This is a genomic window from Prauserella muralis, assembly GCF_003202285.1.
GTDB classification, from domain to species: Bacteria; Actinomycetota; Actinomycetes; order Mycobacteriales; family Pseudonocardiaceae; genus Prauserella_B; species Prauserella_B muralis.
The window spans coordinates 137,549-163,340 of the sequence record NZ_MASW01000007.1 but is presented as its reverse complement, the minus strand read 5'-3'; the positions used below and the strand labels follow the sequence as shown (position 1 = coordinate 163,340).

The following is a 25,792-nucleotide window of genomic DNA, read 5'->3' as shown; positions in this document are numbered from 1 at the left end:
GGTGTCAGCCCTCGGCGAGGGCCAGGCATGCCTTGCTAAACAGTATCATGAATGGGATATTAAATGTGCAATGGAGCACATCCGGAAGAGGAGCTGGTGCCGGTGCGTGCGCACGCTCTGCCCCGGCAGGGGAGCGGTCCGGCCAGCGCGCGGGGCGGTTCGCTCGGCGCCGTGCCCGATCCGGGCATCTCCAGGCACAGCTGCACGGTCTTCACCTGCGACGTGGTGCTGGCCTGCCACGGTGAGCCCGATACTCCCTTCCCCGAGGTCGAGCGCCGCCTGCACGAGCTGGATCGCCGGTTCTCGCGGTTCCGCGCCGACAGCGAGGTGTGCGCGCTGAACGCGGCCGCCGGTGCCTGGTGCGACATCTCGCCCGAGCTGCACCGGCTACTGGAGCACGCACTCAATGTCGCCGTCGCCAGCGCAGGCCTGATCAACATCGCCGTCCTGCCGTGGCTGCTGGCGGCTGGGTACGTGAGTTCGGAGCCGCACGAGGGTCCGGGTGATCCCCCTGCCGATCCCGCCGGCCCGGTCGAGCCGCTCACGTCGGTCCTCGAGTTGCGCCGTGACCAGGCGCGTCTGGCGCCCGGCCACGCCGTCGACATCGGCGGGCTGGCGAAGGGCTTGTGGGCCGACGACGTCGTCCGCTGGCTCGGCGCCAACTCGGCCGCCGGTCTCGGCGGCGACGTCTCCTGCCGCGGTCCCGGTCCCTCCGGTGAGGGATGGCCGGTCGCGCTGCCCACCGGCGAGGTCGTCGTCGTCACCGACGGCGCCGTGGCCACCAGCGGAACCGCGAAACGGCGTTGGGGTGACCGCCTGCACCATCTCGTGGATCCGCGAACCGGCCGGCCGTCCCGATCGGACGTCGCAGAGGCCACGGTGGTCGCCACGACAGGTGCTGCCGCCGACTGGCTGAGCAGTGCGCTTGTGGTCGGCGGCACCGCGGCCGCCGGAAGGCTCGCCGCGCGCCCGGAGTTACGCGGCTGGCGACTGAGCATGACAAAGGAGTCCTGATGTCCGAGACCGACCACCCCGCCGGCCCGCGAAGTGCAGTCCGGCTCGTGGACAACATGCGGTTCCGCCAGACGTTCCGGCGCATTCCAGCTCCGGTGGCCGTGGTGCTCGTGGCCACCGCCAACGGTGGAACGACCGGGATCACCTGCACGTCGGCGCAGTCGCTGTCCGCCGAACCGCCCATGGCCGTCGTCGCGATCGACGACAAGACCGGCCTGGTGCCGCTCATTCGCCACGCCGGGAGGTTCAGTATCAACTACCTGGCGGCCGACCGGTCGAACTGGGCAGACGCCTTCTCCGCACGCGGCGCGGACCTCGCGGAGCTTGCGGACATCATCGTCCCCGGACGCACCTCGGTGCCGACCTTCGCGACCGGTACCACGGCCGTGCTGGAGTGCGCCTCGGCAGAGATCCATCCCGGTGGCGACCACTGGATCGTGTCCGGTGCGATCGCTCACGCACGCTTCCAGGCCGACGCTGAACCATTGCTGTACCGGGCGGGGGCCTACGGCGCCTTCCGCCCCGGCGGCGACTCGGTGCGCAGCGACCACGCCGCGGTTGTGCCGACCGGCTGACCGTACGTCTCGCCACGAACCACCGCGGCCAGACGCTGACATGTCGACCGGCCGACGAGGGAACACCACAGGCTTTCCTGCTCCTTCTCGAAGGGAACCGCCATGAAACGAAAGATCGCGAATGCCTTCGCCGCCGTCGCCGCGGGCGCACTGCTCGCCGCCTGCGGCGCGGCCGGATCGAGCTCGACGGGCCAGACCGCCGACGGCTTGACCGTGGTGCGGATCGGTTCGGAAAAGGTGACCTCGGACGCCGGAATCTTCCTGGCCGACCACCTCGGCTACTTCAAGGAAGCCGGCATCAAGGTCGAGTACGTGCGACTCAAGGACGCACCCGCCATCACGAACGCCCTCGCGACGGGCAACCTCGAGGTGGCGGGTGCCTCGCTGGCCCCTGGCATCTTCACCGCCGCGCAACGCGACATCGACCTCAGGGTCGTCGGCGACAAACAGAGCATCCGGCCTGGCGTCTCGGCGACGCGATTCGCCGTGAAGCCGGAGTTCGACCGGGGCGATATCGGCAGGACTCTCGAAGCGCTGCGAGGCAAGCGGGTCGCCGTGCACAGCAAGCTCTCGATCCAGATGTTCATGCTGAGCAATCTCCTGCGGCAACACGGAATGTCGTTGAAGGACTTCCAGATCACGCCGGTGCACTCGCCTGACCAGGTGAGCGCGTTCCAAGGTGGCTCGATCGACGCCGCGGTCATGCTCGAGCCCTACTACACGCAGGGCGTCGAGGCGGGCATCGTCAAGCCCGCGTCCGACCTGACCGAGGGGACGCCGCCAGAGGGCGAGACTCTGACCGGGCTGCTCTACGGAAAGCGGATGCTGGAGGAACGCAAGCTCGGAACAGCATTCATGAATGCCTACGTCCGCGGTGTTCGCGCCTACAATGACGCGATCTTCCACGGGAAGAATCGCGACAAGGTCGTCGAGATCATCGCGACGGAGGCTGACATGCCGGTCGACCTCATCAAGAAGACCTCGCCCGTGGGACTGGACCCCGATCAGCGGCTCGACCCCTCCTACATAGGTCGGCTGCAGGACTTCTACATCAGCCAGGGTGAGCTGGATCAACCCGTTGACGTGAACAGACTGGTGGACACATCCTTCGCCGAGGCCGCGGTCAAGCAGCTCGGCCAGTACCAGGCACCCTGACCCGACCGGGGCCACGTCCCGCGGAAGGAGAGACGCAGATGAAGTCTCCAAACACGACGGCCGTCCGGATCGAGGACCTCGCGAAGGTCTTCCTGAGCCGCAACGGCACCGCCTTGCAGGCGTTGCACAACATCAACCTGGAAGTACGCAGTGGTGAAGTCGTGGCGATCATCGGGCCGAGCGGCTGCGGGAAGAGCTCACTCCTGCGTATTCTCGCCGGGCTGGACAAGGTGTACGAGGGCAGGGTGCATTGGAATCTCGCCGGTGACCACGGCGGGGACAAGCCCCGCCGGGACCGGCTCACGAGCGCCACCGTGTTCCAGTCCGACTCCACGCTGCCGTGGCTGACTGTTGACCGCAATGTCCGGATAGGACTCTCCAGGCTGCGCATCGACCGCAGGGAGGCCGACACCAGGGTGCAGGAGGTGTTGCGCCTGGTCGGGCTGGCCGAGTTTCCGAAGGCCTACCCGCACGAACTCTCGGGAGGCATGCGCCAGCGGGTGGCGATCGCGCGGGCCCTCGCAACCCGCCCGCACCTGCTGCTCATGGACGAGCCGCTGGCGGCGCTCGATGCGCAGACGCGCATCGTGATGCAGCAGGAGCTGCTGAACATCTGGCGGCAGACTCACTCGACCGTCTTCTACGTCACGCACGACATCGAGGAGGCGGTCACTGTCGCCGACCGCGTGGTCGTGCTCTCGACCCGGCCAGGCCGGGTGCGGCTGGTACGCGAGATCGGCACCAGGACGTCGAGCGTGACCGACCTCAGGCGGGAGACCGAGTTCGGAGACCTGGTCGCTGAGCTGTGGGAGGTCATCGCGGGCGAGGTCGGGGTGTCTCTCGCCGCGAACGACTCCGGGAACTCAGGGAACCCCGCGAAGGCGAAGGCGGGTGTGGCGTGATGACCGGACAGGTACTGCGCAGCACCGACACACCGGTAGCCGACATCGACGTGTCGGATGTGGCCGACCGGCTGCGCCGCGACCGTGGTCGCCAGCAGCGGAAGCGAAAGGCATGGGCGATCCTCACGCCGCTGGCGGTGCTCCTCGCGTGGGAGCTCGCCACCAGGACCGGGCTGCTCGACGAGCGGTTCTTCCCCTCGCCGACGGGTATCCTGACGGACTCGTCCCATTACTTCACGGATCCCCAGTTGCGGGCCGAGCTGTTCAGCAACCTGGCTCAGTCAGGCGTCCGCCTGGGGATCGGGTTTCTGCTCGGCTCTGCCGTGGGGCTGGTCGTCGGCCTCGCGATGGGCCTGCACCCGGTGACCCGCTACGCACTCAGTTCGCTGATCAGCGGCATCTACCCGCTGCCCAAGCTCACGTTGTTCCCGCTGATGATCATCTTCTTCGGGATCGGCAACACCAGCATGATCGCCCTGATCGCGCTGGGCGTGTTCTTCATGGTGAGCATCAACACCACGTCGGGCGTGATCTACAGCAATCCCGTCTACGGCGACGTCGCCTCGGCCTTCGAGCTTCCGCGGCTCGTGCGGCTTCGGACGATCACCATCCCGGCCGCCATCCCGTCGGTGATCGGCGGTCTCCGGCTCGGATTCGGACAGGCACTGATCATCGTGGTGTCCACCGAGTTCGTCGCGGGCGACGGAGGGGTCGGCTACATGATCTGGAACTCGTGGCAGGTGCTCAACGTGCCGGTGATGTTCCTCGGATTGGCGATCGTCGGCCTGACGGGGTGGCTGGTCTCCGCCTGCATCAGCTTGGTGGGCAGGCTACTCGCACCGTGGCAAAACGACTGAGCACGAGAGGAAAGACATGACGGACCTGACCGAGCACACGATCGAGGCGGGCGGGTACGCCACCCATTACTGGGAGCTGGCGCCGGAGCGGGAACCGGAGGGGACGGTCGTCCTCGTCCACGAGGGAGCGTTCGGTGCGGATGCCAGGACCAGCTGGGCAGAGCTCATGCCGCTGCTCGGCGAGCGGCACCGGGTGCTCGCGCCGGACCTGCTCGGCTTCGGCGACACGGACAAGGTCGTCTATTTCGACCGCTCGCCGCATGCCTTTCGCGCCAGGCACCTCGCGGCATTCTGCGATGCCGTGGGCGTCGGTCCAGCCGGCGCGCATTTCGTCGGCCATTCGCTCGGCGGGTCGCTGGTGCTGCGTGCCCTCGCCAGTGAGTCGCCCGCGCTGCCGGCGCGCAGCGGCGTGAGTATCTCCGGCACCGGAGGTCCATGGCGCTCGGCCTGGGGCGTGGAGCAACTCGGCCGGTTCGACGGCAACGAGGACGACGTGCGGCGCGTCCTGGGTCTCATGGTGGACGACTACCGGGGCTTCGCCGACGCCGTCCGCCTCCGGTACGCGAACACCCGCAAGCCCGGTCACGTGGAGGCTTGCCTTGCCGCCCGCCTCAAGCACCCGACCATGACGCGCCAGGCGCCCGGCGGGAGCTGGCCCTCGCCGCTGGCGGCGTGTCCCGTTCCGGTGCTGATCGTGAGCGGTGAGCGCGACCCGCTGCTCGATCCCGGCTGGGCGGACCACTTCGAACAGCTCTCGCCGCGCGTGCGGGTGGAGCGGCTGGACGCCAAGCACGCCCCGAACCTGGACCAGCCGGAGACCGTCGCCGCGCTGCTCCGGGAGTTCTTCGCTGGCGACCGCGACCTGACGGCGACCGCGCGCCAGACGGACAGCCGATGACGGCGTGGGACGACAGCGACGGCTCGGCGGCAGCGCGGTTGCCCCGCCTGGCCCCGGCGGAGCTCACGCCGGAGCAGACCAGGCTGTACCAGCAGATTGTGGAAGGCCCGCGACAGCAACACGCGTCCTTCTTCCCGGTCGCCGACGACGAGGGCATCCTCAGCGGTCCCTACCGCGCGATGCTGCTCAGCCCGGGCATCGGTGCCGCGCTGGAACAGGTCGGCGTCGCCGTCCGATACCGGTCGCTGCTGCCCTCGTGGGCGAGAGAGCTGGCAATCCTCACGGTCGCCTGTCATTGCCGGTCCGATGTGGAGTGGCGGGCACACGAGGAGCTGGCGCGCGCGTCGGGCCTGCCCGAGGTGACGATTGAGACGTTGCCCAGCGGCTCACCGACCTTGCCCGACCGTCCTGCCGAGGTCACGTACGCGTTCGTCGCGGGACTGCTCGCGAACCACGTCGACCACGACACGTTCGCCGCCGCGGAGCGGCTGTGGTCGAGGGCGGGCGTGTTCGAGCTGGTGGCGACCGTGGGCTACTACCAGATCATCGCAGGCATCAATCACGCGTTCGACATCTCGGGTTGACGGATGGACAGGTGAGCATGGACAACCTCGCGGGGAAGGCCGTGGTGGTCACGGGCGCCGGTCGCGGGCTCGGAATGGCCTACGCGTTGGACGCCGCTCGTGCCGGCGCGGCGGTCGTGGTGAACGACGTCGACGGCGAAGCCGCGCGCGACGTGGCAGGCGAGATCCAGGCGGCGGGAGGAACCGCCGAAGCCTGTGCCGGGTCGGTGTCGGACCCGGACACGGCCGAGGAGATCGTCGCGCTGTGCGTGTCGCGCTTCGGGGCGATCGACGGTTTGGTGAGCAACGCCGGCATCTTCCATCAGGCGAAGCCGTGGGCGGAGGACGTGGACCGGATTCGTGCGGTCGTCGACGTCAACGTGCTCGGAACGGTCTACTGTGGCCTCTACGCGGTCAGGTGGATGGTGGAGCGGGGCAGGCCGGGCTCCATCGTGAACGTGACGTCGGGCACCCACCTCGGCCATCCGGAGACGGGCGTGTACGGCGCGACGAAGGGCGCGGTGGCCTCGCTGACGTACGGTTGGGCTCTGGACCTGCTGCCGTTCGGGGTCCGTGTCAACGCCATCTCGCCGCTCGCGGTCACCGACATGAAACTGCCGCCGTACGAGGGGCACGTGCAGCCTGAGGAGGTCGCGGCGGTGGTGACCTTCCTGCTCGGCGAGGATTCGGCGGGCATCACCGGACAGGTGATCCGGCGGGCGCGGCGTGGCCTGGGCCTGCTGCGGCACCCGGAGATCGGCGAGATGGTCGAGGCGGATTCCTGGGAGGTCGACGACATCGGCAGGGCGTTCCGGGAGACGTTCTCCGTGCTGGAGCCCGTCGGCTACGGAGCCCACCGGACGGTTCTCGCTCCGCTCCCGGGCGCATCCTAGCGCCGAGCGGAGCCCCAGCGCTCAGTTGCGGAGGGGCACACCTCTTGCCTTTAAACCGTATAATGTTTAGCCTGAATGTGGGTCGCCGCTGTGAGGTGACCGAAGGGAGTCATCGTGACGGAGGTCAGCGCGGGAACCGCGCAGCGGTTACTGTTCCTGCACGACGCGGACGTGGTCGACGGTCAGGTCGGTGCCCTCGCGGAGCTGGCCACGATGATCGACGTCGAGGTGCCGCGGCACCCCGGTTTCGGCAGTGCCGACGACGAGCTGGCCGAGGAGTGGGACTCGGTCGCCGACCTGGCCCAGCACTACCTGCACGCGCTGGACCGGGACGGCCGCACTGGGCAGATCCACCTCGCGGGCGCGGGGTTCGGCGCCTGGATCGCGCTGGAGATGGCCGTCCGTGCGCCGCGGCGCTGGGCGACACTCGTGCTCGTCGCTCCGTACGGGGTGAAGCTGTTCGGGCCGACCGACCGGGAGTTCGCCGACATCCTGCTGCTTGATCCCTCGGAAGTCGTGGAGCTTGGCTGGGCCGACCCCGCGGCCTGTCGTGAGCTGCGGATGCCCGGCTTTCCGCCAGGGCTCGAGGACCCCGAGTACGAGCGTGCGTTCGCCGACCGGGAGGCGCTCGCGCGGTTCGCCTGGAAGCCGTTCATGCACGATCCGCGGCTGCGCCGGTGGCTGCACGTCGTCGACGTCGCCACCCTCGTCGTCTCCGGTGACCGCGACCGGCTCGTGACGCCGGAGCACAGCAGGGCGCTCGCCGAGCTGCTCCCGCGCGCTCGCTACGTCGAGATACCCGGCGCGGGCCACTACCCGTATCTGGAGCGTCCCGGCGAGTTCGTCGAGGCCGTCGCGCACTTCGTCGGCGCCGACCGGAAGACAGGAGCCAGCACATGAAGTGTTTCCACTTCACCGAGATGCCCTACCCCTATGTCCCTGCCGAGGCGGAGGACGAGCACAGGGGCCTGAAGTACTTCATGCCCAATCGATACTACGACCCGGCGCGTGGTTACGAGCTGTACCAGCGTTACCTCGACGAGTACGAGCTCGCCGACGAGCTTGGCTTCGACCTGATGGTCAACGAGCACCACCAGTCGGCGTCCACGTTGCATGTTTCGGCCACACTCAGCGCGGCGTCGGTGCTCAGCCGCACGCGGCGCGGCCGTGTGCTGGTGCTCGGCACTCCATTGCCGCATCGGGAGAGCCCCGTGCGGGTAGCGGAGGAGATCGCCTACCTCGACGCCATCAGCGCGGGACGGATCAACTGCGGCTTCGTCAGGGGAGTGCAGGGGGAGACCTACCCCTCCAACCAGAATCCCGTGCACAACATGGACATGTTCTTCGAGGCCCACGACCTCATCAAGGAGGCGTGGACGCGGCACGACGTGTTCTCCTGGGAGGGCCGCTTCTACCACTATCGGTACGTGAGCGTGTGGCCGAGGCCGTACCAGCAGCCACACCCGCCGATCTGGGTGAGCGGTACCACCCGCAAGCTCGTCGAGTGGACGGCCCGCCACGGCTACACGCTGTGCAACCTGCTCGGCACCTATGAGGACACCGCGAAGTCGTTCCGCCTCTACCGCAGAACCGCGATGGAGGCGGGCCTCGGTGAGCCGTCCCCGGACAAGCTCGCCTATCTCGCCTTCTGCCACGTTGCCCCGACCGAGGAACAAGCACGACAGTCCGGCGAGAAGCTGATGTGGTACCTCAAGCAGGGCCGGCTGCGGCTCGGCGCCATCAGCCCACCGGGATACTCCTCGACGGCCGCTGCCGTCGCGGCGCTGCGCGGGAAGCTCGGAGAGGTGCGCAAGTACAGCTTCGAGAGGCTGGTCGATGAAGGGATCATGCTCGTCGGCACACCGGACACCGTGACCAAGCAGATTCAGCGGCTCTATGACGAGACGGGCGTCGGAAACCTGATCCTGATGAACCAGGCGGGAGAGATGACGAGCAACGAGGTGCGCGACAGCCTTTCCCTGTTCTCGCGGGAGGTGCTGCCTGCCGTCGCACCGATCGGCAGGCAGTGGCGCGACGACGACACCACCTGGCGAGTGGACAGCGACAGCAGGCCCGTCGAGTCCGTCCTGGCCAGCGCATTGTCCTGACGACACTACCGAAAGGAGAAGGCCATGCCGAGGATCGTGGTGCAGGCTTACGAAGGCAGGACGCTGGACCAGAAGCGACATCTCGTCCGTGCCATCACGGATGTCGTCGTCGACGCGTACGCGGTCCCGCCCGAGACCGTCACTGTGGTGATCGAGGAGATTCGCAAGGATCACATGGCCAAGGCCGGTGTCCTGCGTTCCGATCGGGACGCCCGTGCGGAGTCCGGCGGTCGCGACGGGAACGGGCTCCCGGCGTGACCGCGGCGGCCACCAGGGGAGGGGCCGACCACCCCGGCGCGGACGGGACTCGCCCCGGCACCCAGCCTGCTGGACTGGACCACGGGCTCACGGGCAGCAGGGCCGTCGTGTTCGGGGTGGGGCCTGGCATCGGCCTCGAGTGCGTCCGCCTGCTCGGCCGGCTTGGCGCGAACGTCGGGTGCGTCGATCTCGACCAGGTACGTGCGGGGGAGGCGGCAGGCGAGTTCGCGTCGTGTCAGGGTGACGGCGTACCCGTCGTGTGTGACGTCCGCGAGCCCGCAGATGTCCGAAGGGCCGTGGGGGAAGCCATCGAGAGGCTGGGAGGCATCGACGTCGTGATCAACGTCGTCGGGCACGGAGGCCCGGCGGGACCGATCGCCGACATGCCCGACGACGTGTGGAGCGACGTGCTGCGCATCAACCTCGAGCACCAGTTCGTGGTGGCGCGCGAGGTGCTGCGTCCGATGATCGCCCAGCGCCATGGCAGCATCGTGCTGATCTCGTCGGTGAACGCACTGGGCTCGTCGCCGCTGCGCGCCGCCTACGGCGTCGCGAAGGCAGGGCTGGTGTCGCTCGCCAGAACGCTGGCGATCGAGGCCGCGGAGTACGGGGTGCGGGTGAACACGGTGGCGCCAGGGGCCACGCGGACCCCGCGCAGGCGCCATCTGGCCGAAGGAGAGCTGGCTGCCCGGTATCGCGCGGAGATCCCGCTGGGCCGGATCGCCGAGCCCCACGAGGTCGCGCAGGCGGCTGTGTTCCTCGCATCCGGCCTCGGCAGCTTCATCACCGGGGAGACGCTGGTCGTCGACGGCGGCGCGAGTGTGAAGTACTGCCAGCCAGCGGGGAACTGAGGCGCGCACGCGCGGCACGCGGTCGCGCACGGATGGCCGGTGTTTCAGGACCAGCCGATGATCTCGTCGTGCAGAGCGGCGTAACGTCGTTCGAAACCAGCCGCCAGCTCGATCATGTGTTCTCGCATGAGCCGCTCGGCTCGCTCACCGTCGCCATCGAAGATGGCCTGCGCCACGGCCTCGTGTTCGCGCTGGACTTCGGCCCAGCGCGCCGGTGGTCGTTCGGCGGCGATCACGCGCTCGGTGTAGACCTCCTTGAGTGAACGGCCGAACAAGTCGAGTACGCCGTTGCCGGACATACCCGCGATCACGCCATGGAAGTTCTGCACGACCGACAGGTAGGCAGCCTGGTCGTGCGTACCGAGGTCCTTGTGTTCCTGCATCGACTTCGCGAGCTCGTCGAGGCGCCGCTCGTCGCGCCTCTCCGCAGCCAGGCGGGCCATCATCGGCTCCATGATCACGCGTGCCTCGACGAGCTCCCAGAACCGGGTGCGGCCCATCTGCAAAAAGAGCGTCATGGTGCGCCCGAAATTGTACGGATCCGCGGAACCGACGGTGGCGCCGCCACCGCGGCCGGGGCGGACCCGGACCAGGCCGTTGTTCTCCAGGATCCGCAGTGCCTCACGCAGGGTGCCGCGCGCGACTCCGTACATCTGCAGCATCGGAGCCTCGCTGGGCAGTGCGGCACCGGGTTGCAGGCCCTCCTCGACGATGTCCTCGACGATCTGGCGTGCCACGAGCTCGGCCATCTTCGCGGAACGCTGCCGAAACCTCGGCATGTGCCGCGCATTGTTGGGCTCCTGCATCCAGTCTCCCCAAGGCAGCGTCGATCACGGTCGACTCGGTCTCATATCTGACGATGTTTAGGCTATTTTAGCAGCGGTCGGCGCGTGGCATAGCCGAGCCCAGCGCGGGGCTGTTGCCTGGCCGGGACGGCGTCGAGGTTGAAGGCCGCCCGCGCCACGGCGATCCACCGGTTGGGCGGGCTGAGCGGCCGGCTGGATGCCTATGCCCCCGTCGAGCGGTGCTGACTGATCGGGGCGGCGGGTTATCGCTTCCCGCCTTGGACGATGTCGCCTTCGACGCCGCATGATCGACACTGTCCAAATAGACTGCGGATTCGTCGAAGCACACTCCGGCCGATTCCCACTCGGGCCCACAGATCGTGAGCGCTCGCCATCGAGCCGCCGCGCCTTCTGCTCGGTCTTGGCCAAGGCTGCGAACGTGATCACTTCGACGGGCGGGCATTTCGGTGATGACCGGCTGCCCACGCCGCCAGCCGTGAGTGTTCTGATCGGATTCTCAGGCAGCCCGTCACTCTATGCGGTCTGCTCAGGCATGTTCAGCGCTGCCGTCAGTGAATGCGTGCCGCTCTCACAAGTCGAGGACCAGCCGGTCTCCCGCGGATCGGGATACGCAGATCATCATGGTGTCGCCGCGCTGCCTTTCCTCGTCGGTGAGTACGGTGTCACGGTGCTCGGGTTCGCCCGCGAGAACCGGGGTTTCGCAGGTGCCGCACAGTCCTTCCCCGCAGGAGGACGACGCCGACACACCGTGCTCGCGTAGTGCGCTGAGCACGGTGTGCTGCTCACTGACGTGGATGACGTCGCCGGTCCGGGCGAGGACGACGTCGAACGCGGTGTTCACCAGGTTGCCGCGGTCGGGTGCGGTGAATCGCTCGGTATGCAGGGTGAGGTCCTCGCGGCCGTGGCAGGACTGGGTCAGTGCGGCCAGCAGCGGAGCTGGTCCGCAGGCCATGACGGCGGTGCCTGCCCGGGCGTTGGCCAGGAAGGATGTGAGGTCGAGCAGGCCGTGCGTGTCCTGCGGCGCGATCGTTACTTTGCCGCCGTGCCGGGTGAGCCGGTCGAGGAACGCCATGGACGAGCGGGTGCGGCCGCCGTACAGGAGCCTCCAGTCCGCGCCGCTGTGCTCGGCCTCGTCGATCATCGGCAGGATGGGCGTAATGCCGATGCCTCCGGCGACGAACAGGTATGCGTCCCGTTCGGGCAGGGTGAAGTGGTTGCGCGGCCCGCGGACGCGGAGGCGGTTGCCGGCTCGGACGTGTTCGTGCACGAAGGCTGATCCGCCTCGGGAGCTGGTTTCCTTGAGCACGGCGACTGTCCAGTGTCCGGAGTCACGTGGATCACCGCAGAGCGAGTACTGCCGAGTCAGCCCGTTGTCCAGGCATAGGTCGATGTGGGCGCCAGGCCGCCACGGTGGGAGCGATTCGCCGGGTTCGGGCTTCAGCGTGAGCGAGACGACGTCATCTGCTTCTTCGGTGACGGTTTCGACGAGCACTGCCGTTTCCGCCGGCTGCTGCTGGCGCCGTGGGATGGTGGGTGGGCGTGGCGGTGCGGTTTGTGAGTCGTTCAAGCCCAGCCAGGTGCGATGCTGGAACATGGCGATGGTCGTCTCGCAGTTGCGCATCAGCCGCCCCTGCGGGACGGACCCGGAGTTGTAGCCGGCCTGCTGCGCGGTGACGACCTTCTTGTCTTCGTTGAACGTGCGGTCGTAGATGTCGAGCCATCGCTCGAGCACCTTCGGGTCGGTGCCGGGTTTGACGAAGGTGTCGACGATGAACTGGCAGCTGCGGGGGCCGGTCGGCACCGTGCGCGCGATCATGCCGACGAAGTCGTCGACGGACAGGAACGTCACCGGCCACAGATAGAGCAGCCGGAACCCGGCGAGCCCATGCTGTGCGGCCAGGCCTTCGGTCTGCTCCGTGACCGGAGCGACCTGGATCGCGGCGTTGTCGAACTCCGTGCAGATGTAGTCCTTCTTGGTGGTGTGGAAGGCGATGGCGTAGGTGTCCTGATGCACCAGCGGGCAGTGGTAGCACTCGAGCGCGTTCTCGGTGAACAGCTTCCAGTTGGCCGCGATGTCGTAGGTGTAGGTGCCGCCGAACTCCCAGTCCGCGTAGTCGAGGCCTAGCTCGTCCGCCATGGAGTACGCGCCGCCCAGGTATTCACGCAACGGCGGGGTTTCGACGTCGGGGTTGGCGAACACGAACCCGCGGTAGGTGTCGACTTGCACCGGCCGAAGGCCGAGGGTCTGGCGGTCGAAGGCATCTTCGTCCTGCAGGCCTGGCGCGGACCGGAGGGATCCGTCATGGGTGTAGGTCCAGCCGTGGTAGCGGCATTGAAACAGCTGCCTGCAGCCCGCGCCTTCGGCGACTGGGTGCAGGCGGTGACGGCAGACGTTGACATGGCCGTGCAATCGGCCGTCCCGGTCACGGACGACGACGATGGGCAGGTCGCCGAGGCGTGTGGTGAGGTAGTCGCCTGCCGTCGCGAGGTCGCGTTCGCGGCCGACGTACTGCCACGTTCGCGAGAAGATTCGTTCTCGCTCCTGTTCGTGGACCGAGGGGTCGGAGTAGAGCGTGGCGGGAAGCTGCCAGCCCGCGCGCATCGACTCGGAGACCGCGTCGGCGTTGGAGGTGCTGGCATATGTCATTGCCGTTGTCCTGTTCCTCGTGGCAGCTTTTCCGGTGCGTAGGTCGAGAGATGTCGCACGAGCGCGGCGTCGCTCGGTGCGGCGGTCAGCGCTTGGCCGGCGAACTCGAGAAGGCTTCGTTCGTGATCGAGCGCTGCGTGCATGTCGTCCCGCGCCGCGGGCGGGGCGAGGTCGAGCATTCGCTCGAAGTGGGGCAGCGCGGCCTCCGCGATCCGGACGGTTTCCCGCATGAATCCGGTCCAGGTCATGGCGGCGACCTTCAGGGCGAAGTCGCAAGCCTCGGTGATCTGCTGTGCTGACTCGTTGGCCAGCTCGGCGGTGCCGACGTGCCGGGCCAGCCGGCGCCGGGTCGCGTTCTCGAGCGCGTGCAGGAGCCGTAGCTGCGAAAGGCGCTCGGGGTGGTGCCCGCGATCTATGAGTTCCGCGAGGAACGCGGCGCCGAACACCTCTCCAAGATACGCCCTGCGCACGAACTCGGTGTAGGTGGCGGTCATGGTTTCCCAGTTGTGCCTGACGCGATCGGGCCCGGGTTCTCCTCGGCGGGTTCGCGCCAGGTGAGCGGCGCCCGGTCCTGGATCTTGCGGCGGTAGACGAAGAGCACGACGCCGATGAGCAGCAGGGCAAGGCCGATGGCGACCTCCTTGAAACCGCCCACGTAGCTGAGTTCGGGGTTGAGGGCACCGACGACGAGGATGAACAGGTTGAACACGGCGACGACGACGGCGACCGGGACCCAGGCCCGCCGGAGCCGGATCGGCCGGTGCCAGTGTGGACGGTCTTTGCGCAGGAGCAGGAAGCTGGTGACGGCGAGTGTGATGGCGAGGATGTAGCCGAGGTTGCTGGCGATGAGGATGGCGACGGGGTTGCCGACGAAGAGCAGGATGCCGAGGTTGACGAGCATCGTGATCCACAGGGCGCGACTGGGTACGCCGCGGGAGTTGAGCTGGTCGAGCTGGGTGATGGACATCTTCTCCGCCGACAGGCCGTAGAGGGCGCGTCCGGCGTCCGCGGACGAGGAGACCATGCTCAGGAACAGTGCACCGCACAGGATCACGGTGATGGCGCTGGACAGGCCGCCCGAGATGTGCCCGATGCTGACGACGCCGTAGGTGATCGGGTTGTCCAGGAACTCCTGCCCGGTGAGCTGTCCCGAGGTGGCCAGTGGAACCAGGGTGTAGGCGGCGACCATGAACAGTGCGACCGAGGTCAGAGCGCGCGAGGTGTCGCGGGTGGTGTCCCGGTATTCGGGGGCGAAGATCGCGCAGAGTTCGGAGCCGTAGATGGCCCACGCGGACACGTAGAGCCACACGACGAAGGCGGTCCAGTCGCCGTCGAGGTGGGAGGCAAGGCCGGCGCTGCTCCACTGGCCCGCGACGAACGGTCCGATCGCCAGGGCCAGCAGCACCAGCACGAAGGCGACGCCGACGACCTGGTTGAACCGTACTGCGACCCGGATCCCGAGCACGTTGACCACGGTGCAGGCGATGATGAGAACGGCCGAGATCAGGTGCGGCAACCCGAAGTCGACGCCGCCGAGGCTGAAGAGGGTCCAGCCGGCGCCGGGGAACCACTGGGCCTGAATGAGGGAGCCGATGGTGAGCCCGACCAGCGAAAGCACCAGGGCCCAGCCGCACCAGTAGCCGAAGGCGGCAAGCGGGGCGATGGGGGTGAAGTACCGTTTCCAGCCCTCGGCCGCGAACATCGCGACACCGCCGGGCTTGTTCGGGAACATGGCAGCCATTTCGGCGAAGAGCTTGTTCTGGCATAGCGCGACCACCGACAAGACAACGCAGATGATCACGGCGGGCAGTGCGCCGAGGGCGCCGATGGCATAGCCGACGGAGATGAACAGGCCGTTGGCGATGGGGAGGGCGAGTATGAACCCGTCGAACCAGCGCAGGGCCTTGGGAGGGTGGGAGTCGGAGATCGCGGGTGTGGACAGATCAGACATTGCGTCCGCCAGGGGAGGTTTGGGAATCAGGGAGTGTCAGAGCGGGCTGACGGCGCGTTCGGGCATGTCGGTGGCCTCGATCTCGATGTCGTCGAGCAGTTCGGCCATGGCCAGGAAGCGCGGCAGGTTCTCGGCGTCGGCGTTGGCGGCGTCAGCGGCTTCCTTGCTTTCGTAGATCCAGACGTCGACCCAGGTGCCGTCGTCGCGGCGGGAGCACAGCGGTACCGACCACAGGGCCGGGTGGGCGGCCTTGACCTCCTTGATGGCCTCCTGCCGACGTTCGAGGAAGGTGTCGACATCGCTCTCGGCGACGGTGAACCGGACGAGTTCCACGCAGTATCCCATGATGGTCAGTTCTCGCTTTCGAGTTCGTTGGTTATCTGCCGCGCCGCGCGCAGGCCGGATTCGATGGCGCCGTCGATGAATCCTGCCCAGCCACGTGCGTAGTCGCTGCCGGCTAGGGCGTGTCCTGTAAATGATCTAGCTGCGGATGGGGTTTGATCTTGTCCGTGGTTGGTCGGGGTGAGTTGACGGATCGGGCCTGGGCGCGGATTGAGCCGCTGCTGCCGGCGGTGTCGGGGCCGGGGCGGCGGTGGCGGGATCACCGGCAGGTGATCAATGCGATTCTGTGGAAGCTTCGGACCGGCGCGCCCTGGCGTGATCTGCCCGAACGGTATGGGCCGTGGAAGACCGCCCATGAGCGGCTGCGGTTGTGGACCAAGGACGGTACCTGGCAGCGGATTCTGGACGAGGTGATCGTCAAAGACGACGCTGTCGGGGACGTGGAGTGGGTCATCAGTGTCGATTCCTCGGTGGTCCGGGCTCACCAGCATGCTGCGGGAGCCCGGAAAAAGGGGGCTGCACGTCCTCCGTCGAGGCGATCGCGGTCGACGGTGAAGGACTCGGACGTTCCCGCGGCGGATTGAGCACCAAGATCCACCTCGTGGTCGAGGGACGCGGGCTGCCCATGCGGGTTGTGCTCACCCCGGGGCAGGCTGGTGACAATCCACAATTGGTGCCGCTGCTGGACGGGATCCGGGTCGCTCGCACCGGGCCTGGTCGCCCGCGCCGCCGTCCCGAGGTGGTGATCGCGGACAAGGCCTATTCGCACCCCTCGACCCGCCGCGCCCTGCGGCAACGCCGGATCCGGTTCGTCAGCCCCGAACGCGACGACCAAATCGCCCGCCGCGCCGCGCACGGCTCACGGGGCGGACGCCCGCCCGCCTTCGACGCCGAGTTGTACAAGCAGCGCAACGTCGTCGAACGCTGCTTCAACCGGCTCAAACAGTTCCGCGACCTAGCCACCCGCTACGCCAAACGCGCCGCCTACTACCAGGCAGAACTCACCATCGCCGCCATCATCCTCTGGCTACGATGAATTACAGGACACGACCTAGCCGGACGCCGCGGGTGAGGTCACCAGCAGCCTGCTGGACCGCGGAGAGTTGACCGGGGGCCAGCATGGGCCAGGTCTCGCCGGACAGCGGGTCGGCGGTCCAGTCGTGCGCGTCCACCGCGACGACCTCGAGATCGGGAAGCCACTTGCGGAGTTCGCTCTCGACCGCGCGGGGGTCGTTGAGGTCGATGACCCCGGACCGTGGGCCGAAGGCGACGAGGAGGCTATCGCCCTCGAAGGGATATTCGTACTGGACGAAGGTCAGTGCGGCCGTGCTGTCGGCGAGTGCGGCGAACCTGCCGACGTCGCCACGGGCGCGGATCCACACCTTGAAGCCCGTCGAGGCCTGGCCTTCCGTCACGATCTGCGGCAGGCCATGTCCGAAGGAGGGTGCGATGTCGATGCTGTTCAGGACGTTGAGCGGCAGCGTGACGATGGCCCGCCGGGTCCGCAACCGTGTCCCGTCGTCGCAGCCGATCTCGATCCCGTCGGAGCGCTCCTCGATCCGGGTCACCCGGGTGTTGAGGCGGATATCGGTGCCCACGGCGTCGGCGGCGATGGCGTCGAGCAGGGACCGCGTGCCCCGGGCGAACTTGTAGGTGGCGCAGGCTTCGAACATCAGCTTCCAGTCGCCGCCCGCGAGCGCGCACCAGCGCAGCGCCTGCGTGTAGGCGCTGCGTGCCGGGTCGCCGCTGAAGTTCAAGGCCCACATGCCGTCGAGCAGCGCGTGCCGTTCTGGGTCGAGGTCCTGTTCGGTGATCTTCTCGGCGACGGTGACGTGATCGAGCCGCTTGATGCCATCCGGTAGCGGCGCGAAGTCGTAAGGCTGGGGCAGGTTTTCTCGTGCCCCAGCCAGCAGTGCGCACATGGGAGCGTCGAGTGCGTCCAACATGCTCTCGGCGGTGCCGGTGTGCACCTCGTCACCGACTCGCCAGTATGCGGTGTCGAGTTCGGGGCTGGCGATGAGGTCGAGGCCGTACCGGGTGATCTCGGCCCACACGTGCGGCTGGATCCAGTGCACCCATGTTCCGCCCATGTCCAGCTCACGCCCGAGAGCGGTGCCCCGGGTCCAGGTGCGTCCGCCAAGCCGGTCACGGGCCTCGAGCAGGGTTGTACGGATTCCGCGGCGGACCAGCTCACGCGCGGCGGTCACCCCGGCGAACCCGCCACCGACGATGACGACGTCACAGTCGTAGTGCATATCGTTGTCCTTACGGTGTCACCGGCGTCGTCGCCGGGCTGGAGACACTAGGCGAGGTTGACCCAGACGCCCTTGGTTTCGGTGAACTCGTCGATGGCGTTGGAACTCATCTCCCGGCCCCAGCCGCTCGCGCCGAAACCTCCCCAGGGTGCGGCGGGGTCGAGGTAGGGCAGCATGTTGACGAACACGCTGCCGGCACGGATCGCGGCGGCCAGCGTGTGGGCGGTGGTGAGGTCCTGCGTCCAGACGCACGCGGCCAGGCCGTAGTCGGTGTCGTTGGCGCGGGCGGCGAGCTCATCCGCGTCGTCGTAGGTGAGGATCGACAGCACCGGGCCGAAGATCTCCTCGCGGGCGATCGTCATGTCGTCGGTGACGCCGGTGAACACCGTGGGCGCGTAGAAGTTGCCGGTGGCCAGCTCACCGTGGGGACGCTTACCGCCGACGACCAGCTGGGCACCCTCGGCCACACCGGTCCGCACGAGACGATCGACGTGCTCGGCGTGCTCCGGTGAGACGAGTGGCCCAATCACGGTGTCCGGCGACAACCCCGGCCCCATCGGCAGTTCGGATGCGGCTGCGGCGATCTTGTCGGTGAACTCATGGACACGACTGGAGTCCACGTAGAAGCGGCTATAGGCCGCGCACACCTGCCCGCTGTTGAGAAGCGCGCCCTGCAGGTTTCCTGTGACCGCGGCGTCGATGTCGGCGTCGCGCGCGATGACGCTGGGCGCCTTGCCACCGAGTTCGAGGGTCACACGCTTGAGGTTGGACGACGCGGCCACGATGATCTTGCGGCCCACCTCCGTCGACCCGGTGAAGGAGACCTTGTCGACGTCCGGGTGCGCGCTGAGTGCCGCTCCGGCCTCGGGACCAACGGTCAGGCAGTTGACCACGCCGGCAGGGATGCCGGCGTCCACGCAGAGCCGGGCCAGCGCGACCGTGGTCAGCGGCGTCTGCTCGGCCGGTTTCAAGATCACGGTGTTTCCGCACGCCAGGGCCGGCGCGAGCTTCCACGCGGCGATCATCAGCGGGAAGTTCCACGGCGTGATCAATGCGCACACGCCGACCGGTTCGTGGCGGGTGTAGTGCAGGATGCCGGGGATCGATACCGCTGAGGTCTTTCCCTCGATCTTGGTGCACCAGCCGGCGTAGTAGCGGAAAACCTCCGCGGCCATTGGCAGGCTTACGGTCTTGGCCACGCTGAGGGGCTGCCCTTGGTCGCGAGTCTCCAGCTCAGCGAGCTGGTCGGCGTTGTCATCGATGAGCTCCGCGACGCGCCACAACAGCCGTGCGCGGGCGGCCGGGGTGAGGCCCGTCCACGTCGGATCGACGAGCGCTTGGCGCGCCGCCGCGACAGCGGCATCCACATCGGAAGCTCCCGCGTCGGCCACCACCCCCAGTACCGTGTTGGTCGCGGGGTCGCAGGTCTTGAACTCGGCACCGGACGCAGCGTCGACCCACGCGCCACCGATCAGCAGTTGTTCACGAATCTCCATGGACGCACTCCTTCGTGCACGGCCTGTACCGGACGCCGCGTGGCTGTTGCCACTATCGCTGTGGGCGACCTCCCGTAGTTGACGGCAGCGGCACGGCAATTGACCGCAGGTGCACAATCCGCTGACCCGGGAGGGGGGGGCGGCGTCGGCGTTCAGGCGCCCACCTGGCGCTCTCGTCGAAACGCGCCGGGAGTGACCCCGTACCGTGTCTTGAAGGTCCTGATGAAGTGAGCGGAATCCCGCAAGCCGGACCGCGCACCGATCGCCGCGACCGGCAGGTGCGCCAGCCGCGGGTCGGCGAGATCCCGGCGGCACCGCTCGAGGCGCCGTTCGCGAATCCATGCGCTGGCCGTAGTCTGTTCGCTTTCGAAGATCTTCTGCAGCTGGCGCACCGAGATGTGATGAGCCGCCGCGATGGACGGGACATCAAGGCCGGGATCGGGCAGGTTGGCCTCGACGAAGGCGGCTATGCGAGCGCGGAGTACCCAGTGCTTGGTGCTCGGCCGGGAACTGCGGCTGTCGTCGACCTGCGCGACGAAGACCGCGGCCAGCAACTCAACGGCTGCTTCTGCCAGGTGCGTGGTCACCGCACGCTCGTACTCCTCGAAACCTGCGGCGAGCTGGCGCAGCAGCGGCACCGCCACGGCACCGAGGCCACTGTGACCGCCTAGCGGCTGGGCAGTGATCCGCGCAAGGTCGCTATCGGACAGCCGGAGTAGCTGGCGCGGCAGCATCAGCACCAGCACCCGATATGGCTCATCGAACCGTAGCCGATACGGGCGGGTTGTGTCGTAGAGCGCGAACTCGCCCGGCCCCAGACTGGCCAGCCGGTCGTCCTGCATCACCAGGCCGCGACCGTGCAGCTGCAGCCCGACCTTCAGATAACCGGGATCAAACACGCGGATGGTCCTCGGAGTGCGCTGCACCGTGTGCGCGTCGGCAGCGACCTCGCAGACGTGCAGGGGGCCGACGGAACCGCCGTGGACCCGGCCTCGAAACCCGGCCCTGGCGTCCGCGGTCTCCAGGGGCACGAAAGCCTGAGACACAGTCCAAGCGAACGCGTCGACATCGAGCGGTCGATGGTCCTCGGGTGCGAGCACGGCAGTCATGACAGGACCTCCTCGTCACATGTCGTCTCCGTGGTGCCCCGCCGAGGTAGCGAAAGGCAGGACCTACAACTGAACAATTGGACATTTTTCCTGGTAGCAGTACTATGCACAGGTGACCAGGCTTGGTCAAGGCGCGGACGCGGTTCGCGTCGCAGCACAGGGCGGACAGCGGGGGAGGGGTCACTGCGTGGCGGTAAGCGCCAGGGAATCGGGTGGTTCGCGACGCTACGGTCAGGGGCGCGAGGCCTTGCTTCAGGCCGCTGTCCAGGTCGTTGCCGACCAAGGTCTGCGGAATCTGACGTATCGAGCGGTGGCACGGAAGGCCGGTGTCGCCCATGCATTGGTCGCCCACCACTTCGGCAGCCGCGAGGCACTCCTGACCGCGGCTCTGCGGTTCTCCTTGGACAACAGTGTGACAACGATCAGTGCACGCCCCGGCAGCGGAGACCTCGATGCGTTGTTCGTCGGTCTGTCCACCCTGGTCGAGGCCAACCCTCACGATCAGGCTTTCCAGTACGAGTTGATCCTTGAATCCCGGCGTCGTCCTGAATTGCGCCCGTACGTCGTAGACATCTACCAGACCTATGTCAACGCACTGCATGCCGAACTGGAACACGCAGGTGTCCAACCCGACGTCGCGCTGACGCATGTGATCTACGCGGCCGCTGACGGCTTGGTCTTCCACCAACTCACCATCGGCAACCCGGACCTGACCGAGCGGTCGCTGCAGCGACTGCGAAGTCTGCTGAAAACACGGTGCCAGGACAGCGATCCTGCCGCCGCGACTGGGATCGCCGGTCGTCGCTGCGAAGAACGCGGCCTTCAGGAGTGATCATTCGCGATACCCAGCCGCGACATCCAGGCTGGCTCACCATGCAGCCTGCCGAGTGAGGGTGTGGGGTGGTCGGTGGGTACGACCGCCGAGTGCGGGGCCGTCCACAGGTGGCAGCAGTACCGAGTGACTCGGTGAATATCTCGCGGCGGGGTGTGTCAAGAGGCAGCTGTCGAACGACGAGCCGGGAAAGGTCGCCGGCCCGTGGAAGCCGCCTCAGGCCTCACGGCCTGCGCCGGTCCACGTCGGGCAGGCCGGCGCGGGCCGTCCAGCGTTTCCTCGGCATCAACCGTTCTGATCACTACCTGCGGGCTAGCTTGCTAGTGTGCTAGCATCGCCAGGTGGGCGATGAGGACGTCAAACAGTTCAACGTGTACCTGCCGATCGGGTTGATCAAGCAGGTCAAACACCACGCCATCGAGTCGGGCATGTCCCTGTCGGCGTTGGTCGCCGAAGCGCTCCGCAGCTACCTCAACGCCCCTCACGATCAACCGCGGCAACCACCTGTGAAAGAGGACTGACATGAGCACCGAAGGGATCGAGGCCGTCTTCCTGGAAACCCACAACTGGGGCAAGGCCGCAGGGTTCTTCCAGGCACTGGGTTTCACGCTGGAGTTCGAGACCGATCACAACTCCGGCCAGCTCCGCAATGGTGATGGCCCCTCCGTATTCATCGCCGAGGTTCCCGAGGACCACGATCCCCGGGTCCGGATTGTGCTGGCGGTCCCCGACGCGGACACGTTCCGGCCTGGCTCGTCCGTCGAGGTCGTCACCCCGTTCGAGGCCACGCACCACGGCACCCGGGAAATGACCGTTCGTGACCCTGACGGGCGCCTCTGGAGTCTTCAAGCGCCCGCCAAGAAGTGACGACAGCAGTCGCCATGGCCGACGAGCAAGCCGAGGCACCTGACAACACCGCGGTGCGGGTCGCGCTCTGGCGGGCGATGCACGTCGAGGTCGACGCGCCCCCACACGTTTTCGACGATCAGATCGGTCTGCGGCTCGCCGCTCCGGAGGAGAACTGGCGTCAGCGCCCGGACATGGACCCGGACGCCACCAGGAAGTTCCGGGCAGCCATCGTGGCCCGCGCGCGCTTCGTCGAGGACCTGGTCGTCGAGCAGGCCGCACGCGGCATCGACCAGTACGTCATCCTGGGGGCGGGCCTGGACACCTTCGCCCAGCGAAGGCCGGAGATCGCTTCCCGGCTCCGGGTGTTCGAGATCGAGCAACCCGGCACCCAAGCCTGGAAACGCCGACGCCTGGCTGAGCTTGGCTACCCGCTTCCCGACTGGCTGCGGTTGGTGCCGGTCGATTTCGAGCTGGGTCAGTCCTGGTGGGAGCAGCTGGTCGCTGCCGGCTTCGATCCGAACCGTCCTGCGGTCGTCGCATCGGCCGGTGTCACCATGTATCTCACGAAAGAGGCCACCGCCACCACGCTGCGCCAGATCGCCGGGCTCGCCACCGGCTCGACGCTCGCCATGACCTTTCTGCTGCCCGCCGAACTGGTGGACGATGCCGACCGCACCGGACTGCGGATGAGCGAGAACGGTGCGCAGGCTTCCGGAACACCGTTCATCAGCTTCTACACACCGCAGGAGATGCTGGCGCTCGCCCGAGAGGCCGGCTTCACGCAAGTCCGGCACGTGTCGGGATCGTCTCTGGGCGAGCGCTACTTCACCGGCCGATCCGACGAACTCCGCCCGCCGAGCGGCGAAGACTTCGTGCTGGCCACCACCTGACCGCCGACCGGGACACCCGGCCCCAGGGAGGCCAAGCACGGCATGGTCGCCGACTGGCGCGGGCCAACAGGCGACTCAGTGCATCTCGACAGCGGACGACCTTCCCGGCGGCCGCGCAGAGCATCGCGTTCGCGGTCGCCACGGCCGAACGCGCCCGGCACGCCGCCGAAACCGCGGTCCACGAGGAACGACGGCGCATCGCTGTCGCCTGGGAGAGCGGGTCCGGCCCGCGCACCCACGTGTCCACACTTGCGCGCCGTCTGGCGGGCCAGGATCCCTCGGTGAGCGCCACCGGGGGTTGAACCCGCGTCGGAGGGTGGCGGTACCTGTCGACGCCTTCGACCTCGCCGACCTCGGGCGATCTTGACCGTGGTCAGTCCGCTCGCGCCTGATCGTGGCCGTGATCAGCTCGTGAATTGCCGGGAGTGCGTTCCTGCTCGTGAGGGAGCTGTTTCGATCCGGAGCTGGACACATAAGGCTAGCGAGCGCTAGTCTACGGACTAGCGGACGCTAGCTACCCTCCTTGCCGGGGCGATCAGGAGTCGTTCCACAGGGAGGCAACTACAGATGCACCCAGCTACCGGTTCCGGAGCGGACGCCTTGGACCAGGCGTCGCCGGCCGGCGAGCCAGGCAGGTCCCACCCGTACAGCAGGGAGCAGTGCGCCATGAATGTGACGCGTCAGGACGATCGCATCGATCCCGCCACGTTCTTGTCGATCATGAGTGCCTTTCCGGCCGGGATAGCAGTCATCACCACAGTCAACGAAAACGCACAGCCGGTAGGGCTCACCACCACCGCGTTGTGCAGTGTGTCCGCGGACCCACCGGCCTTGCTGGTGTGCGTCGACCGCGGCAGCCGGACACTCCCGTCGCTGTTGTCCCGCAAGGAGTTCGTGGTCAACTTCCTCCGGGAATCCGGAAGCGCCACTTCGATCCTCTTCGCCTCGAAGAAGGAGGACAAGTTCAGCGCGGTCCGCTGGGCCCCGACGGCGAGCGGGCTACCGATCCTGACCGAGGATTCCCTGGCCTGGGCGGACTGTTCCATGATGGAAGCCGTTCCTGTGGGGGACCACGTCGTACTCATCGCTGCGGTGCGAGAAGGGGACGTGCCGCCCCCTGCCCACGAGCCGCTCGTGTACTTCCAGCGCCGCTTCGGAACCTGGACGCCCCTCGTCGACGGCGAGGAGCAACCATGACGACGATCGACCGAGCACTGGACCCTGGCGAACGCCTCGACGTGGACGAGCTGCGGGCCCTGCAGCTCCAGCGTCTACGATGGACACTCGACCACGCCTACACCAACGTCCCCGCCTACGCCCGGAAGTTCGACGACGCAGGCGTGCGCCCGGAAGACCTGCGAAGCCTTCACGACCTCGCGCAGTTCCCCTTCACCATGAAGGCGGACCTGCGGGACAATTACCCGTTCGGCATGTTCGCGGTGCCCGTGGACCGCCTCAGCCGCATCCATGCCTCCAGCGGCACCACCGGCCAGCCGACCGTGGTCGGCTACACCGGCCGCGACCTCGATACCTGGGCAGGCCTGGTCGCGAGGTCGATCCGGGCGGCAGGAGGCCGACCGGGGCACAAGGTGCACATCGCCTACGGCTACGGCCTGTTCACGGGTGGACTCGGCGCGCACTACGGCGCGGAAAAGCTCGGCTGCACCGTGATCCCGGCCTCGGGCGGCATGACGGCTCGACAGGTTCAGGTCATCTCCGACCTCCGCCCGGAGGTGATCATGGTGACCCCGTCGTACATGCTGACCCTGCTCGACGAGTTCGAACGCCAAGGCATCGACCCGCGATCGAGCTCACTCGAGGTTGGCATCTTCGGCGCCGAGCCGTGGACCGAGCAGATGCGCCGAGAGATCGAGGACCGCATGGGCATCGATGCGGTCGACATCTACGGACTTTCCGAGGTGATCGGTCCCGGCGTCGCACAGGAATGCGTGGAGACCAAGGACGGCCTCCACATCTGGGAGGACCACTTCTACCCGGAGGTCATCGACCCTGTCGACGGACGCGTACTCCCCGACGGGGAACCGGGTGAGCTGGTGGTCACCTCACTCACGAAACAGGCGTTCCCGGTCATCCGGTACCGCACCCGGGATCTCACCAGGCTGCTGCCCGGAACGGCGCGGCCCGGCCTGCGCCGGATGGAGCGGGTCACCGGGCGCACCGACGACCTGATCATCCTCCGGGGCGTCAACGTCTTCCCTAGCCAGGTGGAAGAGATCGTGCTGCGCACCGGCAATCTCTCCCCGCATTTCCAGCTCGTGCTCAGCACCGAGGGCCGGCTCGATCGCATGACCGTGCGTGTCGAGGCACGACCGGGGACCTCCACCCAGGATCGCCACACCGCGGCGACCACGCTCGCCGCCCGCGTCAAGGACGGAATCGGCGTCACCGTCGACGTCGACGTCACCGAACCCGACACCCTCGGCCGCTCGGCCGGGAAGATCCAGCGCGTCGTCGACCGGCGCGCAACGCCCGCGACCGCCCAGGAGTACCAATGAGCGCTACTTCTTCCGGGACAGCCCC

General features: G+C 67.7%; 28 protein-coding genes. 19 read left to right on the top strand and 9 right to left on the bottom strand.

What is annotated here, in order from left to right:
• Positions 1-102: 102 nt before the first annotated feature.
• The 12 genes from BAY60_RS30310 to BAY60_RS30255 all read left to right on the top strand — a co-directional run bounded on the left by BAY60_RS30310 (position 103) and on the right by BAY60_RS30255 (position 10,074).
• On the top strand, positions 103-1,014 hold the full coding sequence (locus BAY60_RS30310) for an FAD:protein FMN transferase (protein ID WP_170160617.1): 912 nt from the start codon (positions 103-105) through the stop codon (positions 1,012-1,014).
• Entirely contained in the window at positions 1,014-1,589 is a 576-nt protein-coding gene (locus BAY60_RS30305; RefSeq protein ID WP_112284834.1) for a flavin reductase family protein, read from the top strand. The genes BAY60_RS30310 and BAY60_RS30305 overlap by 1 nt, the downstream gene beginning before the upstream one ends.
• Positions 1,590-1,691: 102 nt before the next feature.
• Positions 1,692-2,744 (top strand): ABC transporter substrate-binding protein, encoded by a 1,053-nt coding sequence (locus tag BAY60_RS30300; protein ID WP_112284833.1) that lies wholly within the window; start codon positions 1,692-1,694, stop codon positions 2,742-2,744.
• 38 nt (positions 2,745-2,782) lie between these two features.
• Positions 2,783-3,646 carry an ABC transporter ATP-binding protein gene (locus tag BAY60_RS30295; RefSeq protein WP_112284832.1) on the top strand — a complete coding sequence of 288 codons (864 nt, stop codon included), beginning with the start codon at positions 2,783-2,785 and terminating at the stop codon, positions 3,644-3,646.
• A complete protein-coding gene (locus BAY60_RS30290; protein WP_112284831.1) occupies positions 3,646-4,503 on the top strand; it encodes an ABC transporter permease in 858 nt (285 codons plus the stop codon). The genes BAY60_RS30295 and BAY60_RS30290 overlap by 1 nt, the downstream gene beginning before the upstream one ends.
• Before the next feature lie 16 nt (positions 4,504-4,519).
• Positions 4,520-5,401, top strand: coding sequence for an alpha/beta fold hydrolase (locus BAY60_RS30285; RefSeq protein ID WP_112284830.1), 882 nt, complete (start codon positions 4,520-4,522; stop codon positions 5,399-5,401).
• Entirely contained in the window at positions 5,398-5,985 is a 588-nt protein-coding gene (locus BAY60_RS30280) for a carboxymuconolactone decarboxylase family protein (protein WP_112284829.1), read from the top strand. Before BAY60_RS30285 ends, BAY60_RS30280 begins: the two co-directional genes overlap by 4 nt.
• 17 nt (positions 5,986-6,002) lie before the next feature.
• Entirely contained in the window at positions 6,003-6,857 is an 855-nt protein-coding gene (locus tag BAY60_RS30275; RefSeq protein ID WP_112284828.1) for an SDR family NAD(P)-dependent oxidoreductase, read from the top strand.
• A 114-nt stretch (positions 6,858-6,971) separates the two neighbouring features.
• Entirely contained in the window at positions 6,972-7,757 is a 786-nt protein-coding gene (locus tag BAY60_RS30270) for an alpha/beta fold hydrolase (protein ID WP_112284827.1), read from the top strand.
• Entirely contained in the window at positions 7,754-8,965 is a 1,212-nt protein-coding gene (locus BAY60_RS30265; RefSeq protein ID WP_112284826.1) for an LLM class flavin-dependent oxidoreductase, read from the top strand. The genes BAY60_RS30270 and BAY60_RS30265 overlap by 4 nt, the downstream gene beginning before the upstream one ends.
• Before the next feature lie 24 nt (positions 8,966-8,989).
• Entirely contained in the window at positions 8,990-9,223 is a 234-nt protein-coding gene (locus tag BAY60_RS30260) for a tautomerase family protein (protein ID WP_112284825.1), read from the top strand.
• Positions 9,220-10,074, top strand: coding sequence for an SDR family NAD(P)-dependent oxidoreductase (locus BAY60_RS30255; protein ID WP_112284824.1), 855 nt, complete (start codon positions 9,220-9,222; stop codon positions 10,072-10,074). The genes BAY60_RS30260 and BAY60_RS30255 overlap by 4 nt, the downstream gene beginning before the upstream one ends.
• Before the next feature lie 44 nt (positions 10,075-10,118).
• Here BAY60_RS30255 and BAY60_RS30250 read toward each other — a convergent pair whose 3' ends face one another.
• The 6 genes from BAY60_RS30250 to BAY60_RS38650 form a co-directional block, all read right to left on the bottom strand.
• Positions 10,119-10,823, bottom strand: a complete 705-nt coding sequence (locus BAY60_RS30250; protein WP_170160616.1) for a FadR/GntR family transcriptional regulator — start codon at positions 10,821-10,823, stop codon at positions 10,119-10,121.
• 625 nt (positions 10,824-11,448) lie between these two features.
• Positions 11,449-13,527, bottom strand: coding sequence for an SRPBCC family protein (locus tag BAY60_RS38535; RefSeq protein WP_112284822.1), 2,079 nt, complete (start codon positions 13,525-13,527; stop codon positions 11,449-11,451).
• Positions 13,524-13,973, bottom strand: coding sequence for a hypothetical protein (locus BAY60_RS30240; RefSeq protein WP_146771112.1), 450 nt, complete (start codon positions 13,971-13,973; stop codon positions 13,524-13,526). Before BAY60_RS30240 ends, BAY60_RS38535 begins: the two co-directional genes overlap by 4 nt.
• A 44-nt stretch (positions 13,974-14,017) precedes the next feature.
• Positions 14,018-15,478, bottom strand: a complete 1,461-nt coding sequence (locus tag BAY60_RS30235) for an APC family permease (protein WP_112284820.1) — start codon at positions 15,476-15,478, stop codon at positions 14,018-14,020.
• Positions 15,479-15,514: 36 nt separating this feature from the next.
• Positions 15,515-15,811 carry a hypothetical protein gene (locus tag BAY60_RS30230; protein ID WP_245992886.1) on the bottom strand — a complete coding sequence of 99 codons (297 nt, stop codon included), beginning with the start codon at positions 15,809-15,811 and terminating at the stop codon, positions 15,515-15,517.
• 17 nt (positions 15,812-15,828) lie between these two features.
• The gene (locus tag BAY60_RS38650) at positions 15,829-16,083 is read right to left on the bottom strand and encodes an FAD-dependent oxidoreductase (RefSeq protein WP_112284818.1); all 255 of its coding nucleotides are present in this window, start codon (positions 16,081-16,083) and stop codon (positions 15,829-15,831) included.
• On the opposite strand from BAY60_RS38650, the gene BAY60_RS30220 reads away from it, so the two are divergent.
• A protein-coding gene (locus BAY60_RS30220) for an IS5 family transposase (RefSeq protein WP_425466479.1) occupies positions 15,988-16,856 on the top strand; the annotation gives its coding sequence in 2 pieces (ribosomal slippage) (positions 15,988-16,338 and positions 16,341-16,856; 867 coding nt in all). The genes BAY60_RS38650 and BAY60_RS30220 overlap by 96 nt on opposite strands.
• A gap of 1 nt (position 16,857) precedes the next feature.
• Here the strand turns inward: BAY60_RS30220 and BAY60_RS30215 are convergent.
• The 3 genes from BAY60_RS30215 to BAY60_RS30205 form a co-directional block, all read right to left on the bottom strand.
• Entirely contained in the window at positions 16,858-18,075 is a 1,218-nt protein-coding gene (locus tag BAY60_RS30215) for a flavin monoamine oxidase family protein (RefSeq protein ID WP_112284817.1), read from the bottom strand.
• Positions 18,076-18,122: 47 nt separating this feature from the next.
• Positions 18,123-19,565 (bottom strand): aldehyde dehydrogenase family protein, encoded by a 1,443-nt coding sequence (locus BAY60_RS30210; protein ID WP_245992934.1) that lies wholly within the window; start codon positions 19,563-19,565, stop codon positions 18,123-18,125.
• Positions 19,566-19,723: 158 nt separating this feature from the next.
• Complete coding sequence (locus BAY60_RS30205; RefSeq protein ID WP_112284815.1) at positions 19,724-20,680, bottom strand: AraC-like ligand-binding domain-containing protein; 957 nt, start codon at positions 20,678-20,680, stop codon at positions 19,724-19,726.
• A 187-nt stretch (positions 20,681-20,867) separates the two neighbouring features.
• Between BAY60_RS30205 and BAY60_RS30200 the strand changes: the two genes are divergently transcribed.
• From BAY60_RS30200 to paaK, 6 genes are all read left to right on the top strand, one after another.
• Positions 20,868-21,512 (top strand): TetR/AcrR family transcriptional regulator, encoded by a 645-nt coding sequence (locus BAY60_RS30200; RefSeq protein WP_112284814.1) that lies wholly within the window; start codon positions 20,868-20,870, stop codon positions 21,510-21,512.
• A 341-nt stretch (positions 21,513-21,853) separates the two neighbouring features.
• Positions 21,854-22,033, top strand: a complete 180-nt coding sequence (locus tag BAY60_RS30195; RefSeq protein ID WP_112284813.1) for a ribbon-helix-helix domain-containing protein — start codon at positions 21,854-21,856, stop codon at positions 22,031-22,033.
• 1 nt (position 22,034) lies between these two features.
• Positions 22,035-22,379 carry a VOC family protein gene (locus BAY60_RS30190; RefSeq protein ID WP_112284812.1) on the top strand — a complete coding sequence of 115 codons (345 nt, stop codon included), beginning with the start codon at positions 22,035-22,037 and terminating at the stop codon, positions 22,377-22,379.
• 14 nt (positions 22,380-22,393) lie between these two features.
• Entirely contained in the window at positions 22,394-23,251 is an 858-nt protein-coding gene (locus BAY60_RS30185; protein ID WP_112284811.1) for a class I SAM-dependent methyltransferase, read from the top strand.
• A 666-nt stretch (positions 23,252-23,917) separates the two neighbouring features.
• Positions 23,918-24,448, top strand: coding sequence for a flavin reductase family protein (locus tag BAY60_RS30180; protein ID WP_170160615.1), 531 nt, complete (start codon positions 23,918-23,920; stop codon positions 24,446-24,448).
• Complete coding sequence (gene paaK / locus BAY60_RS30175) at positions 24,445-25,767, top strand: phenylacetate--CoA ligase PaaK (RefSeq protein ID WP_112284809.1); 1,323 nt, start codon at positions 24,445-24,447, stop codon at positions 25,765-25,767. The genes BAY60_RS30180 and paaK overlap by 4 nt, the downstream gene beginning before the upstream one ends.
• The last annotated feature ends 25 nt before the right edge of the window (positions 25,768-25,792 follow it).

Coding starts and splice junctions, on each gene's coding strand:
- BAY60_RS30305 (WP_112284834.1), top strand. CDS start 1,014: ATGTCCGAGACCGACCACCCCGCCGGCCCGCGAAGTGCAGTCCGGCTC.
- BAY60_RS30300 (WP_112284833.1), top strand. CDS start 1,692: ATGAAACGAAAGATCGCGAATGCCTTCGCCGCCGTCGCCGCGGGCGCA.
- BAY60_RS30295 (WP_112284832.1), top strand. CDS start 2,783: ATGAAGTCTCCAAACACGACGGCCGTCCGGATCGAGGACCTCGCGAAG.
- BAY60_RS30290 (WP_112284831.1), top strand. CDS start 3,646: ATGACCGGACAGGTACTGCGCAGCACCGACACACCGGTAGCCGACATC.
- BAY60_RS30285 (WP_112284830.1), top strand. CDS start 4,520: ATGACGGACCTGACCGAGCACACGATCGAGGCGGGCGGGTACGCCACC.
- BAY60_RS30280 (WP_112284829.1), top strand. CDS start 5,398: ATGACGGCGTGGGACGACAGCGACGGCTCGGCGGCAGCGCGGTTGCCC.
- BAY60_RS30275 (WP_112284828.1), top strand. CDS start 6,003: ATGGACAACCTCGCGGGGAAGGCCGTGGTGGTCACGGGCGCCGGTCGC.
- BAY60_RS30265 (WP_112284826.1), top strand. CDS start 7,754: ATGAAGTGTTTCCACTTCACCGAGATGCCCTACCCCTATGTCCCTGCC.
- BAY60_RS30260 (WP_112284825.1), top strand. CDS start 8,990: ATGCCGAGGATCGTGGTGCAGGCTTACGAAGGCAGGACGCTGGACCAG.
- BAY60_RS30250 (WP_170160616.1), bottom strand. CDS start 10,823: ATGGCCGAGCTCGTGGCACGCCAGATCGTCGAGGACATCGTCGAGGAG.
- BAY60_RS38535 (WP_112284822.1), bottom strand. CDS start 13,527: ATGACATATGCCAGCACCTCCAACGCCGACGCGGTCTCCGAGTCGATG.
- BAY60_RS30235 (WP_112284820.1), bottom strand. CDS start 15,478: ATGTCTGATCTGTCCACACCCGCGATCTCCGACTCCCACCCTCCCAAG.
- BAY60_RS30215 (WP_112284817.1), bottom strand. CDS start 18,075: ATGCACTACGACTGTGACGTCGTCATCGTCGGTGGCGGGTTCGCCGGG.
- BAY60_RS30205 (WP_112284815.1), bottom strand. CDS start 20,680: ATGACTGCCGTGCTCGCACCCGAGGACCATCGACCGCTCGATGTCGAC.
- BAY60_RS30190 (WP_112284812.1), top strand. CDS start 22,035: ATGAGCACCGAAGGGATCGAGGCCGTCTTCCTGGAAACCCACAACTGG.
- BAY60_RS30185 (WP_112284811.1), top strand. CDS start 22,394: ATGGCCGACGAGCAAGCCGAGGCACCTGACAACACCGCGGTGCGGGTC.
- BAY60_RS30180 (WP_170160615.1), top strand. CDS start 23,918: ATGAATGTGACGCGTCAGGACGATCGCATCGATCCCGCCACGTTCTTG.
- paaK (WP_112284809.1), top strand. CDS start 24,445: ATGACGACGATCGACCGAGCACTGGACCCTGGCGAACGCCTCGACGTG.